The organism is Bacillus sp. BS98 (assembly GCF_008432245.1).
GTDB classification, from domain to species: Bacteria; Bacillota; Bacilli; order Bacillales; family Bacillaceae_G; genus Bacillus_A; species Bacillus_A toyonensis.
The window spans coordinates 4448886-4464451 of sequence record NZ_CP043830.1; the positions used below are offsets into that span (position 1 = coordinate 4448886).

Below are 15566 nucleotides of genomic sequence, written 5' to 3' on the forward strand. Positions count from 1 at the left end.
CCAACATTTTCTCTTAGTATACAGCAAAACCGTTTACTATATATTTGTTTCCTGCATAGCAGCGAATTCATCCTCAGAAATAAGGACATCTCTCGGTTTCGTTCCTCTTCCTTCAGAAATAATCCCTTGCGATTCCATCTCTTCAATGAGACGTGCCGCGCGATTATAACCGATGCGGAATTTTCGCTGTACAGAAGATGTGGACGCTCCCCCTTGTTCTACAACAAATTGACATGCATCTAAAAATAGTTCATCTTCCGACTCACTCTGTTCTGATTTTGCTAATAAATCCTCTTGCTTAAATAAGTAATTCGGCTTCATTTGCTTTTTCACATGATCAACTGTTTTTTCAATCTCATCATCCGATACATATACACCTTGTACACGAACTGGCTTAGATGTACCGTTCCCTAAGAATAACATATCACCACGGCCAAGTAATTTTTCCGCGCCACCAATATCGATAATCGTACGCGAATCAACTTGAGATGATACAGTGAACGCTATACGCGTTGGAATATTTGATTTAATTAAACCTGTAATAACATCTACCGATGGACGCTGCGTCGCAACTAATAAGTGAATACCACAAGCACGAGCTTTTTGGGCAATACGACAAATCGCTTCCTCAACATCACCAGGTGCCACCATCATTAAATCAGCTAACTCGTCAATGACGATAACAATGTAAGGTAATGTCTCACCCGGAATTTCTCGCTCGCTTACAATCGTATTATAACGCGTTAAATCACGAGCACCAGCATGCGCGAACAATTCATAACGGCGTTCCATCTCTTCAACTGCCCACTTTAATGCAGCGGTAGCTGCTTTTACATCCGTAATAACAGGTGCTACAAGATGCGGAACAGAATTATATGGTGCAAGCTCAACCATCTTCGGATCAATTAGTATTAACTTCACTTCATGTGGCTTCGCTTTATATAAAATACTCGTTAAAATTGCGTTAATACACACACTTTTACCAGAACCCGTTGCACCCGCAATAAGTCCGTGTGGCATTTTTCGAATATCGGTTACAATTGGATCACCAGAAATATCAAGTCCAAGCGCAACAGTAAGTGGTGATTCACTCTTTGTAAACACAGGACTTCTTAAAATTTCACGAAGAAATACTGGCTTACTTTCTTTATTTGGAACTTCAATTCCAATCGCACTCTTCCCTGGAATTGGTGCTTCAATACGAATATCTTTCGCAGCTAAACTCAGCTTAATATCATCACTTAAGTTTGTAATTTTATTTACTTTCACACCTGGATCTGGCTGTACTTCAAAACGAGTTACTGCCGGCCCTTGCGATACATTAATAACATGTGCTCCAACATGGAAATTATTAAACGTTGTATCTAACAATTCTTTTTGCTCTTCCAACCATTCCGTATTATCTAACGCTGACTGTTGCGGGATTGACAATAATGCTAATGGCGGAACGGTATATGTTGGTGGTGTTTGTAATACATTTCGCATATCGTTCTCTCTTTGATTTACAACATATGCTTTCTCTTGTGGTTCTGTACTTGAACTTGGCTTTTGTACTTGCCCTGCAACCATTTGTTGTACTGGTCTTTCTTCCACTCGTGATTCTACTACCATTTGTTGCACTGGTTGTTCTTCCATTCGTGATTCTACTACCATTTGTTGCGCTGGTTGTTCTTCCACTTGTGGTTCTACTACCACTTGCTGCATTGGCTTTTCTTCCACTTGTGGCTCTACTACCACTTGCTGCATTGGCTTTTCTTCCACTTGTGGTTCTACTACCACTTGCTGCATTGGTTTCTCTTCCACTTGTGGTTCTACTACCACTTGTTGCACTGGTTGTTCTTCCACTCGTGGTTCTACTACCATTTGTTGCGTTGGTTGTTCTTCCACTCGTGGTTCTACTACCATTTGTTGCGTTGGTTGTTCTTCTAATTGGTATACAGGCTTATTCTCAACTCGCTCACTCATAGAAGATTGCATTGCACTCGTTCTAGCCGCATGTCTTTCCATTAATCGCGTTCTGTCTTGTTTCAACATAACAACATTAAATGGTACATGACGCTTTTTCTCACGTTTTGGCTCTTCTTTTTGCACAATTGGTTGTTCTTTAGCGACTGGCCCTTCTTCTACAACTGGTTGTTCTTCAGCGGCTGGCCCTTCTTCTGCAACTGGTTGTTCTTCAGCGACTGGCCCTTCTTCTACAACTGGTTGTTCTTCAGCGACTGGCCCTTCTTCTACAACTGGTTGTTCTTCAGCGACTGGCCCTTCTTCTACAACTGGTTGTTCTTCAGCGACTGGCCCTTCTTCTGCAACTGGTTGTTCTTCAGCGGCTGGCCCTTCTTCTGCAACTGGTTGTTCTTTAGCGACTGGCCCTTCTTCTACAACTGGTTGTTCTTCAGCGACTGGCCCTTCTTCTGCAACTGGTTTACTTTCCTCTGTTTCTGCAATTAAAACATTCGCAAAACTTTGGACATCTTCCATCGTTTGTTCATCAGCCTCAGCAACATGTATGAATTCATTTTTTTGTTCAATTGCTTCATCTAATACCATTTCTTGCTGCGTTTCCTCAAGTTCTACAATTGCTTCTACTTCAGACCCCTCTGTTTCTGCAATTACTTCTGCTTCTTCAGTTTCTTCCATTTCCGCCATTACTTCTGCTTCTTCAGTTTCTTCTGCTTCCACCATTACTTCTGCTTCTTCAGTTTCTTCTGCTTCCACCACTACTTCTGCTTCCGCCATTACTTCTGCTTCTTCAGTTTCTTCTGCTTCCGCCATTACTTCTGCAACTTCTCCAAGCTCTTCTGGTATTTCCACAATGATTGTTTCTTCAAGTTTTTCTTCTGCTTCCACCACTACTTCTGCTTCCGCCATTACTTCTGCTTCTTCAGTTTCTTCTGCTTCCGCCATTACTTCTGCAACTTCTCCAAGCTCTTCTGGTATTTCCACAATGATTGTTTCTTCAAGTTTTTCTTCTGCTTTGACAATCACTGATTCTTCTGGAGCTTGCTTTTCTACTTCCATAATAGGTTGTTCTATTTCTGTATTACATTTAATTTCTTCTGATAATATTGTATCCTCGTGCTCTACTTTGGAATCTACTAATTCCTCTTGTAAAATGTTTTCATTTAGCACCACTACATCTTTTTCTTGCTCTGCATCTTCCATACGCTCAGCTACCGTTTTATGAAGTAATTCATCCGCTGAAACTTCCTGCGGTGTATTTATTTCTTGAATTACTTCTTTTTCTTCTACTACTGGCTCTTGGCGCTCAATTTCATAACCGTTTTTCTCGAGCCATTGATCAACAACTGACTTTTCTTCCTTTTTACTCTGTTGACCTTGCTGATCAACGTCTTGATGACTAGAAGAAGTCGGTGCTTTTCCTTCTGAGAAATAAGATAATGTATACCCTTTTTTCTCTAACCATGCATCAACGACTGATTTGCCCTCTACAGATATTTCAAGATCTTCTCTTTCCTTTTCTTCCTCCTGCTTTTCTTCCTTTTTCTCTACTGAAGGACGATTATATCCATAAATCGGCGAAATCATTTCTGTTGGACGAAATGGTCTACGGCTACTTTCTTGCGGCGATACAGATACTTTTTTTACGACTGGCTCTGGATCCGGTTCATATTGCACTTCCGGCTCTTCGTATGTAGAAACTGCATTCTCCACATACTGCCGTCTACTTCTCTCCACTTTTATTCCTCTTTGAGTAGGCTGCTCTTCGTATATACCTCTTTGAACAGGTTGTTCTTCAAAGTGAGGTAATTCTCTTACGTCATCCTCATCAAATCCATCATCTGGTATTAATGGAAAACGGCATTTACCTGCATTTCTGCTTGCCATTTGTGCTTCTCTTGCTTCAGTGTAGTGGTTTACACGAGGAATTTTCGGCTGACTTTCAATTTGTTTCATTGCTTCTTTATTCATCGCTGTTTGTTCTTCCTCTTTGTTAAACAGCTTTTTCATCCAATCTAACATGCTTACCACTCTTTCTACTAAATAGTAACATCCTTTATTGTATCAGCATTCGGCAAAAAGTGCAGGTAAAATTAAGCATGTCATATTTATCCATAACATTCTAATTTACGATTGTTTTCATATAGAAAAAAGCAGCCTTCCATGTAAGACTGCTTTTAAGCTTTACTCTTCCGATATTCATCTACACTATCTGTTACACTTTGCAGTAAAGAATTTACATACTGCGGGTCAGATAATTTTTTATCTTCATCCTGATTGGACATAAACCCGAGCTCTAATAGTACGCCAGGAACTTTCGCCCAATTAAATCCAGAAAGGTCATCCCTAAATTTAATCCCATTTACTTTCACCTGATTGTTTTCTCTCATTTTATTTACTATCTTTTGCGAGATTTGAAGACTTTCTGCATAAATCTCTTTCGTATAGGGACTTCCTTCTGCTGGCGTCAATACAGCAAACCCACTTTGATTTGGATTTTCAGAACCATCTGCATGAAGGCGTAAAAATAAATCTGCCTTATGATCGTTTGCGAATGTCGCACGTTCTTTATTGCTTATATCAACATCTTGTGACGTTCTCGTCATTACTACTTGTATCCCTTTTGCTTCAAGCTTTTCTTTTAATAAAAAAGACATTTCTAATACAAGTACAGCCTCTCTCTTTTTCGTCACAACACCCGTTGTACCATCTGTCACTTTATATTTTTGCGTCGTTGCCCCTGGTCCAATCGGTTCTAAATTTAAATTTGCTTTTTGTTGATGCCCTGGATCAATAACGACGAGAAACTTTCCTTGTTTTTCATTACTCTCTACTTTTTGTTCATTATTTTGCATAAGTTGCTCAGTTGGCTTCACCGGCGTATTTTCCTCTTTCTTTTCCTCGGCCGATACTTCCTCCCGCTTAGTTTCTACTTGTTCATTCGTTTGAATTGTTTGCGATTCTTCTTTTTTTTCTTGTTCTTCTTGCTGCTTTTCTACCGGTGCTTCTTTCTTATCATCTTTACTATTTTCTTGTGTAGAAGATAATGTTTCTTTTTTCGACTGTTCTTGTGAACAACCTCCCATATATATTCCAATGAATGCAGTCATGACCATTATTTTTATATACTTCATGCTTCTCTCCCATCACTTTGCACCGGACTCAAAGTTTTTCTTATAATTGTTTTATAACCTCATCCATATTTCCAATATAAACAGGCTGCCACGTTTCTGTACCACGCTCTGCCGTATAGACTGGATAAGCGTCATCATCCACATTCACGAAAACTGGATCACCCATATCTGTTTCATATCCAATAACAATCCATTCTTCTTGCCATTTTCCACTTTCATTGCTTATTAATGAATTTTTATGTTTATCATATCGATAACCGATCTGCCCTTTTTCCAGTTCATCTTCACTAAATACATATATTTCATAAGTACCTAGCTCAACATCTTGCTGTTTTGAAGTTTCAATTCGTTTTAGAAGTTCTGCGATTTTTGGTTGTTGTTTCATACGTTTATCCCCTTCTATTTTTCTAAATTTTAACTAGATTGTTTATAAAATACAATATAGATTTTTTTAAAAAAGGTGACACCCTTATCATATCAACGATTTTTTAAATATATCTATCACAACTCTCAATATATCAACGATTTTTTAAATATATCTATCACAACTCTCAATATATCAACGATTTTTTAAATATATCTATCACAACTCTCAATATATCAACGATTCAATACGAAATTTCGACTTACCGACAAAGAATGATAAAAAGAAAAGAGAGGCTGTCCAAAAGGACAACCTCTCTTTTCTTATATCAATTAAAATTTAAACTCTTGTCCAACTTCAAAGCTATCTTCTAATACAAGAATACCTTTTTCTTGTGGAGCGTCTGGAAGCTCTAATTCACGTGCAGAGCAGATCATTCCAGAAGAAGGAACACCGCGAAGCTCAGCTGGCTTAATTAACATACCACTTGGCATAACAGCGCCGATTTTTGCAACGACAACTTTTTGTCCTGCATCAACGTTTGGTGCACCACATACGATTTGTAATGTTTCTGTACCGATTTCTACTGTACAAATGTTTAATTTATCAGCATTTGGGTGCTTTTCTTTTTCAGCTACATAACCTACAACAAATTTCGGAGAAAGATCTGCTTCTACTTTTTCTTCAAAGCCGTTCTTCGCTAAAATTTCGTTGATTGTTTCTACAAGCTCTTTCGTTAATGTCAGGTTACCTGTTTCTTTTACTTCTAAGTAAGAAGATGCATTAAAGATGTTGAATCCTGCTGTTACATTGCTTTCACGATCGTATACGCGTGCAACATCTCCTTTGCGATCAAAAGTACGGTTCTCTAAAGTAATATCTTGTAAGGCAACAATTAAAGTGTCACCAATTCCTTCAAGGTTATAAAAAACGTTCACTTCGTTCATCCTTTCTCTTTTCCATCTGTCTTCTTCCGATTCTTCGCTAAAATAAAGATTGGTTCAAATTCCCCATCTTCATAAACGAATGAAAGTGATGTAATCGGAACATGCCCTTCGGCAAAAAATTTCATTGTCATTTGTGCAATAATATCATAACCGATTTCGTTGACGATATCAGCAATAATTAATACGTCTTGGTGAGGAACAGCAACAACCATGTCACCAGAGATCTTTTCACGCATCGATTGTAGTAACGTTTCGTTTAAAATACGACTCGCATCATACCCATCATTTGTGTTTAAAAAGTAGAATGTATTATCCGCTACTGTGTCCTGCTTAAATTCATAACCTAATGAGCGAGCATTAAATAATGCCATCTCGCGCACTTGCTGCTCTGTAAGCTCTAATTTTTGTAATAAGCGCTCATCAATTAGGCGATACGTTTTATTAGAATCTAGCGCGTAATAAATACGTGTTTCCGCCGTATGATCCGTCATAATAAACGGATTTCCTTCTTCTGATTGTTTTGGGAAAGAAGTAGAGCGAATAACAGGTAAAATTTTCGCCGTGCTATTTTCTTCTCTATGCATTGCAATTAACGCTTCTTGTACATAATAAGCAACCTCTTCAATCGCCTTTTCTTTGTTCACTTCCCATTTCGCTACTACTCCTGGAAGTGATACGTTAATACCTTTTTTCGAGTTTGTTTGTTCAATACGAAGAACTTCTTTCTCGCTATCATAATGAAAATCCCATTCTGGTCGAGATAATTTCTTCATTAACTCGTCTTTCATCTTTTTACTTGTCATTTTCATCTCTTTTTCCTCCCTTCCAAAAAAATAACCTCCCCCGCGAAGGTAGAGGTTGTTTTTACAATTCAATTGGCTAATTGTTTTATTTTAAACCTTCAATAAACTCTTCGATTTGCTCTTGTGTTTTACGATCTTTGTTTACATAGCGTCCAGTTTCTTCACCTTTATTGTACGCTACAAAGCTCGGAATGCCAAATACGTCTAATTTTACGCATAGATCAATAAACTCATCACGATCTACATAGTAAAATGAGAAATCACTATACTTCTCTTCTACTTCTGGCATAAATGGATCAACGAAACGGCAATCTGGGCACCATTCTGCTGAGAACATGAAGACTACATTCTCTTCATTTTTTAATTCTTGGAATTGTTCCATGCTTTCTAATGATTTCATCTATATTTCCTCCTCTAATGCGTGCACTTTTTTCACACTATAATCTTTTCTTTATACTACCATACATCGTACACGGTGCAAGGTTTATGCTTGCTTTTTATCATACTTATATTGCCCAACGAGTAACTTAACAACGTGTACAAATAATTCCGTTCGATCGACATAATCGTCTGTAAAAATACCGATAGCACCTTCGTGACTACGAATATCTTTCCGCTCTACAAACTCTTCCATCACTTCACTTAACTCTTTACCATCTTCAAGAGGCGTTAAAAAATCGTCTGGTAACTTAATACGTGCTCCTCCGGCAACGAATATCTTATCGTCACTCGTTGCGAGTGCGCCCCAGTTACACATAAATAAACCGTGATCCGTTTTCATCACGCCGCCTTCTAACCCAATACCAATTTGAGCTTCTCCTTCTTGCAATGCTCGCTTCGCTCTATTAATTGCTCCTTGCATCGTCTCTTCATCTGAAAATGGCTGTGCCGATACTCCCGATGGGACAGAAAGAGATGTAATTTCAGCATCTTTCCATACCTTCTCCACAGCCCCAACCTTCGTTTTATTCTTCGATCCAACTACTACCTTCATTTCGTTCACCTCTATAAGAATTCATTATTCTGTTCTAATATCCACTTCAGCACAAATGAAGTGCCAACCACTACCACACACCACCAAGGAATCCCTTCTACCTATAGTAGAAGGTGACTTCCCACAATATTTTTGGTCCCGAACACAAAAACATTCTTCCGCGGTCTTCATGCATTATTCGAGCACTAATTAAGCACTGACCGCTACTACACATCGCTGGGTCATCTCTCCTACCTAAAAAAAGAAAGAGCTCTGCAGCCCTTCCTCTTTACGCGTTATTCTTAATTGTTTCTAACGTCGTTTTGTCCGTTGTTCTTACAAGCTTTGTAATAAGTTCTTTTGCTGCTGCATAATCATCAACATGTAAAATAGAAGCATGCGTATGAATGTAGCGAGCACAAACACCAATTACTGCTGATGGGATACCTGAGTTACTTGTATGTACACGGCCCGCATCTGTCCCACCTTGTGAAATAAAGTATTGGTACGGAATATTATGTGTTTCTGCTGTATCTAAAATGAATTCGCGCATTCCTCGATGAGTTACCATCGTACGATCGTAAATACGAAGAAGAGCACCTTTTCCTAATTGACCGAACTGCGTTTTATCACCAGAAGCATCGTTTGCTGGACTTGCATCAAGCGCATAGAAAATGTCTGGTTGAATCATATTAGCAGCTGTTTGTGCTCCGCGAAGACCTACTTCTTCTTGTACAGTAGCACCAGAGTATAATGTATTCGGTAATGTTTCATCTTTTAATTCTTTTAATAACTCGATTGCCAGGCCACATCCATAACGGTTGTCCCAAGCTTTCGCCATAATTTTCTTCTCATTTGCCATCGGTGTGAACGGGCAGATTGGCACGATTTGTTGTCCTGGTTTTACACCAATTTCAATCGCATCTTCATAACTATCTGCACCTATATCGATTAGCATATTTTTTATATCCATCGTTTTTGCACGTTGCGCATCACTTAATAAATGAGGAGGGATAGAACCAACAACCCCTATAACAGGACCATTCTTCGTCATCACTTGTACGCGCTGCGCTAATAGCACTTGGCTCCACCAGCCGCCTAACGTTTGAAAACGAAGCATTCCGTTTTTCGTAATTTGCGTAACCATGAAACCTACTTCATCCATATGACCTGCTACAAGAACACGTGGGCCAGTTTCGTCCCCTTTTTTCAGACCAAATACGCTACCTAAACCGTCTTGCACAATTTCATCAGCATATTTGCTTAATTCTTGCTTCATAAAACGGCGTACATCATGTTCAAAACCTGACGCACCTTGTAATTCTGTTAACGTACGAAATAATTGTAATGTCTCTTTATTCACGAAGTCCCCTTCTTTCAAACCTTAGTAGAATACCTTTTTTATTGTAACGAAATTTTCGAAATGTTTCTAGTTTCTTCTTTTTTAGCTGCATTTGCTTTATAATTATTATCGGTACACTATTTTTATTTTATAGAATTGAGGTGAATATATGAGCTGGAAAGGTTTAGTAGCAGGTCTTGGCGTTGGATTTGCAGCTGGTTATTTCGTTGCAAACAAAGTACAAGAACAATCCCATATTTCTTCAGAAAAAGCATTGAAAATGGTGAAACAAGCATTAAATCATAAAGGTGAAATTACTGGCTCTTGGGTACATATGGTTCCAGAGACATTTGAAAAATATGATGTTGCGTATGAAGTTTATCGCGGCGGTCTTACAACAATGTTAGATGATATACAAGAACGATTTGAATTTTTAGTTGATGCTAAAACAGGTACTGTTTTAGAGGTAATAGCAGCATAAAAAGAGGTTTCCCATTAGGTGAACCTCTTTTTTTTGAAAAATTGCGGATAGTGATTAAAATTATATCGGCGATTTTCCGAATATATCGGCGCAACTCGATTTATATCAGCGATTTCCCAATTATATCGGCGCAACTCAAATTATATCAGCGTTTGTTTAAATATATCGACTTACCGACAAAACCCGACAATAAAAAAGAGGCTGCTCCAATAAATATGATGGAACAACCTCCTTTTTTTTTAAGCTTCTATACTCGTTTTTCTCTCAATTTTTTCTACAATATGTCCTTCCTCATTCCACTTCACTGCACGATAATATGCGTCATGATAAAATGAAAACCACGCATCGTTTTCAGCACCATATTTCATCCACTTTTGCTTATTTTCAATCGATGTCATCGGATAATCATCATAAGCCATGACCCATAATACATTTTGATGTGCGTGTGTCGGCAATAGGTCTGCTAAATGCAGCATCGTTTCTCCTTTGCTTTCTAAAGCAATGACTGCATGTCCATCACTATGTCCGCCTGTATGCGCCATCTTTATTTCATCCGTAATTTCGATTTCTTGTTGAAACGTAACAACTTGCTCTACAATCGGCTCCCAATTTTCCTTCCAATACGTATTACGGGATCTAATATTTGGGTTCCTCATTTCATTCCACTCTGTTTCACTTACATAAACTTTCGCATTCGGAAACGCCGGTACAAGGTGATCCCCTTCCCATTTCGTTAAACCAGATGCATGATCAAAATGAAGGTGCGTCATTAAGACGTAGTGAATATCTTCAGGCTTTAATCCCAGTTTTTCTAAAGATTCATAAACCGATGACTCTTCCGTTACTCCTTGATTTCTCTTCATTTTCTCATTCAATTTACCGTTTCCTATTCCAGAATCAATAAGCATATTTCCATCTTTCGTTTGCAAAAGTAACGGATCTGTTCGTAAATATATATGATTTGTATCGTTATGTTTATATTTTCGTGACCAAAGTACTTTCGGCACAACGCCAAACATTGCCCCGCCATCTAAATGTGTGTTCCCACCTTTTAACCACGTCACTTTTATATCTCCAATTCGTAATTCTTCCATCACACATCCCCCTTTTACATTAATTTTAACATAAAATTCCGATTATTTTAGTTATAAAAAAACCTATGCATTACTGCATAGGCTCTGTGCGATACTTCGCTTCAACTCGATAAATACGATGACCTTTACTAGAGAACTTCTCTTCGTACTCAGTCATAATATTACCTTCAAAATCACTGTTATGAAGATCTAGGCTTAAGTAAGTTAGTAACATACCATACTCAGCCATACTCATTAGAGAGTATTCAAATAACCCTTGGTTATCTGTTTTGAAATGAATTTCTCCGCCCTCTACTAACACTTCTTCATAATTGCGTAAAAACGTTTTATACGTTAAACGACGCTTCGTGTGACGATTCTTCGGCCATGGATCTGAGAAGTTTAAATAAACACGATCAATTTCACCTTTTGCAAAGAAAACTGTTAAATCTTCAGCATCTTTATTTATTAACTTTAAGTTCGGTAATTCTTCTTCAATTAATTTATCAAGTGCATCTACAACAACACTCGTAAATTTTTCAATTCCAATATAATTAATATGTGGATTTGCTTTTGCCATATCGTACATAAAGCGGCCACGACCTGTACCTACTTCAATGTGAATGGGTTGTTCATTTCCAAATACTTCTTTCCAATTACCCGCGCGCTCTTCTGGGTTTCCAATTACGATATGTGAATACTCATTAATTCGATCTAATGCATATGGTTTATGTCTTAAACGCATAGATGTCTCCCTCTCTTTACAAAGCTATTTTAAAGGAATGATTCCTTTTTTCTGTTTTAATCAATCTACCAAACAAAAAACCAAGTACGTACGAGCACTCGGTCCGTTTCTTTCAAGTATAAGATGTACCATTTTGATAAAAACTACATACAGCATTAAACATTCCATGACGACGTAGCTTTTTCTCTTACATTCCGAGAAGAGAAAAACAATCGAAAGGATGATCCGTTCATGCCAATTAGTCAACAACATCAATTAGAAGTGCTGAAAGATATTTTAGTCAATCACCAAAGCGATTGCTGCGGGACAGTTTCTGAATGCGAGCAATTAGAGCGCCTCATTCAATCGTTACTCGCAAACGATAATATAAGTAATGACGCTAAAACAATGCTAAACGATGTATATTCTTATAGTCAATCGGGTAAATCTTCCTCTAATTTGGACAACCATATTTCCAATAATCAAGAACAACTTACTCAGTGGATTGCTGGAATGGACAATTTTTCTTAAGTATTATTCTGAAGCAAGTAGTTGCTGTAAATATTGATGCCAATATTCAGCTTCTGCTTGCTGTTTTTTTGTTGTGTGCCATTGAATAGATAAAATCGTTTGTGCTATTACATACCATCTCATACGCCTAAGCAATGATTCATCCATTTCAATATCATAATACCCGAGCCACTCACTCCATTCATGACGCGGAATGTACCAGTATAATAACATACCTAGGTCTAGAGCTGGGTCAGCAATGACAGCTCCATCCCAATCAATTAAAAACAACTCATCTTCGTCCGACAATATCCAGTTGTTATGGTTTACATCACAATGGCATACAACGAATTCATTGTATTCAATACTTTTTAATGAATCCGTTAAATATTGAAGGCCTTGCTGAATTGTTTCATCTACCCTTATATCTCCCCTTAAAACAAGTTGCAATTGTTGTAATAACTCTTGGGCGTGAAGCGGCTGCTTCCCAAGTCTTTGAATCATCTGCACAAGCGCTTTAGAGGAGTGTATTTTCTTCAAAAGTTTCGCAACACGTTCTAGTTTCATATCCTCTGGCTCTAGCTTCTGTCCCGGAAGCCATTTTTGAGCAGAAATCACATCACCGTTCGTTACCCTTCTTGTCCAAAGTAATTTTGGAACAATTCCTTCTGCTGACAATACCGCTAAAAAGGGCGATGTATTCCGCTTTAAAAATAACTTCTGTTGTCCGTTTTGCGCAATATATGCATCGCCCGTTACTCCACCAGCCGGTACAAGACTCCACTCTTTTCCTAATAATTGTTCCAACCATTCCATATTCATTACCCGTTAACAAATCCTTATCTTTTATAGTTATGAAAAGAAAAACCGCAACATTTCTACACATGTTGTGGATTCATATATATTTTACTGTAAATGAAAAGAAAACTTGGCATAAGCCAAAAACTCTCTATTTTATTTTACAAAACCACTCATAGAATGACAACTTATCAAAATCGTCACCTTTGTCAATTCTACATTTATTACATTCTCATCGTCAAGTAGCGATTTGTCACATTATCGTCAATATATACGTGCTAATGGGAGCCAATTGAAGTTCCTTTCCTCTAAATGAAGAAATTGGCTCTATTTTCGCTTGCTTTTCGTTTACTAACACATGCCACGGTCCTTCTTTTGGAAGCTGCACCGTTTTAGCTTCCAAACCGCTATTAAATAAAACGACAATTTCTTTCCACGGCCCAAACAATTCTACATGCTCTAGGTGGTATGCAAGTACTTCTGTAGATGTTTGCAAAAAAGTCATATGCTTTTTTATAAGATCTGCGTTTTGTAATCGGAATGCCCCGTGCTCTTTGCGAATCGCAATTAACCCTTTTATATAGTTAACTGTCTCCATCTCTTTCTCTTTTTGATCCCAGTCTAATCGATTTATTTCATCATTTGCATTATAACTATTTTCATTTCCATTCTTCGTACGATAAAACTCTTGTCCTGCGTGTAAGAAAGGAATTCCTTGCGAAAGAATAACTATTGCGCTTGCTAGAAGGTGCCGTTTTTTCAAAATCTCTTCCGGTTCTTCATTACTGTGCACTAGTTTATCCCACATCGTCATGTTGTCATGACATTCTACATAGTTAATACTTTGTACCGGTTCTAGAAATAATCCTGTTTCTTTCACACTTAAAAGACTACCTGATGCTATATACTGTAAATGCTGACAGTCTACATGCCCACCAAACGCAAAACCACGTTTATTTACATTAAATGTGCTACCTTTTATTCCATCACGAAATTGATCATTAAACTGCGCGATATGTGGCATTTTTCTTGCATTATTTAACGCTGCTTTTTCCTCAAGAGGAAGCGGTGTTTGTAAATCCCATCCTTCTCCTAATAACAATGCGTCTCGCTTTATGTTTCGCACTTCTTTTTCTATTATGTTCATTGTATCAACATCTAAAATCCCCATTAAGTCGAATCGGAATCCATCAACATTGTATTCCGTCAGCCAATATAAAATAGACTCTATAATGAATTTCCTCATCATTTTCCGTTCAGACGCTATATCATTTCCAACTCCCGTCCCATTAGAAGGCATACCATCTTCGCCATGGCGAAAATAATAACCTGGAACAAGCTTTTCAAATGATGATAGTTCTCTTTCATAAACGTGATTATATACAACATCTATAACTACTCGGATACCGTTTTCATGAAATGTTTCAATCAATTGCTTACACTCTACTATCCTGTTATACGGATCAGCAAGGTTTGTAGCATAAAACCCCGTTGGTGTATTGTAATATAATGGATTGTAACCCCAATTATATGCGCCGGAAGGATTTGCCTCATCTACACCACCGAAACAAGATAACGGTAATAATTCAACATGTGTAACACCTAAATCTTTTATATGAGACAATCCTGTTAACGTCCCATTCCGTCCCGTCGTTCCCTCTTCCATCAACCCTCTATATGTTCCTTTTTTATTCACTCCACTATTTGGGTGAATAGTCGCATCACGAATATGCAGTTCATACAATATAGCATCTGTCATTGACTGTAATGGTGGTAATTCCTCTCGTCTCGTTACATTCGTCTTTTCCAAATCGATAACAACACCGTATTTCCCATTTGCAGTCGTTGACTTTGTGTATGGATCCACCGCTTCATTCCATATTAAATTAATACAGACGAGGAAGGTATATCGAGCCCCATCATGATCCCCTTGTAATGCATGAACCCAAACACCATTTTCTTCTCTATGCATGTCATAATCGGTATATTCTTTATCACTTTTATAAAATCTTACTTTTGCAAGCCTCGCAGTTGGAGCCCACACTTTAAATGTTGTTGCTTCTTTTTTGTATACAGCACCTAGATCTGTGCCTTCGTAATAATACTTCTCATCAAAAATTGCCGTTCGAATAACAGCGCCTATTTGTAAATCCGTTTCTTCGTTCCGTTCATCTCGTACTGTATAATACTTCCCCACATCTAGTGACTCTTCTATAAAGCACTCATACTTTGTTGCATCCGGAAGCGCAATAGTATGAGCAATCGGTAAATCTTTCACATTATTTCCTTCTTGCAAACGAAATGTCCGACTTGTTCCATACGCATGTGGGAGCAAAATTGTAATTTTATTCATTTCATCTAAATAGGCATCAAATGGACGTTTTACTTTCAACATAAAAAAATCACCATCATTCTCAAAATTAAAATAAAGTGAATCTTTAATCAATTCGGAGTATCC

At 37.9% G+C, this 15566-nt stretch carries 14 protein-coding genes; 2 read left to right on the forward strand and 12 right to left on the reverse strand.

The window, feature by feature from the left end:
- Positions 1–36 precede the first annotated feature (36 nt).
- The 8 genes from F0362_RS23110 to F0362_RS23145 all read right to left on the reverse strand — a co-directional run bounded on the left by F0362_RS23110 (position 37) and on the right by F0362_RS23145 (position 9543).
- Entirely contained in the window at positions 37–3981 is a 3945-nt protein-coding gene (locus F0362_RS23110) for a DNA translocase FtsK (RefSeq protein WP_149889982.1), read from the reverse strand.
- Between the two features lie 155 nt (positions 3982–4136).
- On the reverse strand, positions 4137–5093 hold the full coding sequence (locus F0362_RS23115) for an N-acetylmuramoyl-L-alanine amidase (RefSeq protein ID WP_000874076.1): 957 nt from the start codon (positions 5091–5093) through the stop codon (positions 4137–4139).
- Between the two features lie 40 nt (positions 5094–5133).
- Positions 5134–5478, reverse strand: coding sequence for a hypothetical protein (locus tag F0362_RS23120; protein WP_000813345.1), 345 nt, complete (start codon positions 5476–5478; stop codon positions 5134–5136).
- A gap of 311 nt (positions 5479–5789) precedes the next feature.
- Positions 5790–6404, reverse strand: a complete 615-nt coding sequence (ytpR, locus tag F0362_RS23125; protein WP_001006772.1) for a YtpR family tRNA-binding protein — start codon at positions 6402–6404, stop codon at positions 5790–5792.
- Positions 6401–7213 (reverse strand): DUF1444 domain-containing protein, encoded by an 813-nt coding sequence (locus tag F0362_RS23130; RefSeq protein ID WP_079519655.1) that lies wholly within the window; start codon positions 7211–7213, stop codon positions 6401–6403. The genes ytpR and F0362_RS23130 overlap by 4 nt, the downstream gene beginning before the upstream one ends.
- A gap of 79 nt (positions 7214–7292) precedes the next feature.
- Positions 7293–7607, reverse strand: a complete 315-nt coding sequence (locus tag F0362_RS23135) for a thioredoxin family protein (RefSeq protein WP_000838192.1) — start codon at positions 7605–7607, stop codon at positions 7293–7295.
- Positions 7608–7691: 84 nt separating this feature from the next.
- Positions 7692–8201, reverse strand: a complete 510-nt coding sequence (locus tag F0362_RS23140; protein WP_000869945.1) for a DUF84 family protein — start codon at positions 8199–8201, stop codon at positions 7692–7694.
- Positions 8202–8469: 268 nt separating this feature from the next.
- Complete coding sequence (locus tag F0362_RS23145) at positions 8470–9543, reverse strand: M42 family metallopeptidase (protein WP_001031519.1); 1074 nt, start codon at positions 9541–9543, stop codon at positions 8470–8472.
- 148 nt (positions 9544–9691) lie between these two features.
- Between F0362_RS23145 and F0362_RS23150 the strand changes: the two genes are divergently transcribed.
- Positions 9692–10003 (forward strand): PepSY domain-containing protein, encoded by a 312-nt coding sequence (locus F0362_RS23150; protein ID WP_000118536.1) that lies wholly within the window; start codon positions 9692–9694, stop codon positions 10001–10003.
- 239 nt (positions 10004–10242) lie between these two features.
- On the opposite strand, the gene F0362_RS23155 is transcribed toward F0362_RS23150, so the two are convergent.
- Complete coding sequence (locus F0362_RS23155; protein ID WP_000391955.1) at positions 10243–11097, reverse strand: YtnP family quorum-quenching lactonase; 855 nt, start codon at positions 11095–11097, stop codon at positions 10243–10245.
- 70 nt (positions 11098–11167) lie between these two features.
- A complete protein-coding gene (gene trmB, locus F0362_RS23160) occupies positions 11168–11821 on the reverse strand; it encodes a tRNA (guanosine(46)-N7)-methyltransferase TrmB (RefSeq protein WP_001239372.1) in 654 nt (217 codons plus the stop codon).
- 231 nt (positions 11822–12052) lie between these two features.
- On the opposite strand from trmB, the gene F0362_RS23165 reads away from it, so the two are divergent.
- A complete protein-coding gene (locus F0362_RS23165) occupies positions 12053–12331 on the forward strand; it encodes a YtzH-like family protein (RefSeq protein WP_001122853.1) in 279 nt (92 codons plus the stop codon).
- A gap of 3 nt (positions 12332–12334) precedes the next feature.
- Here the strand turns inward: F0362_RS23165 and F0362_RS23170 are convergent, their stop codons facing one another.
- Both F0362_RS23170 and pulA read right to left on the reverse strand, forming a co-directional pair.
- The gene (locus F0362_RS23170) at positions 12335–13132 is read right to left on the reverse strand and encodes a phosphotransferase family protein (RefSeq protein WP_002039786.1); all 798 of its coding nucleotides are present in this window, start codon (positions 13130–13132) and stop codon (positions 12335–12337) included.
- A 229-nt stretch (positions 13133–13361) separates the two neighbouring features.
- Positions 13362–15503 carry a type I pullulanase gene (gene pulA / locus F0362_RS23175; RefSeq protein ID WP_149890065.1) on the reverse strand — a complete coding sequence of 714 codons (2142 nt, stop codon included), beginning with the start codon at positions 15501–15503 and terminating at the stop codon, positions 13362–13364.
- Positions 15504–15566: the final 63 nt, after the last annotated feature.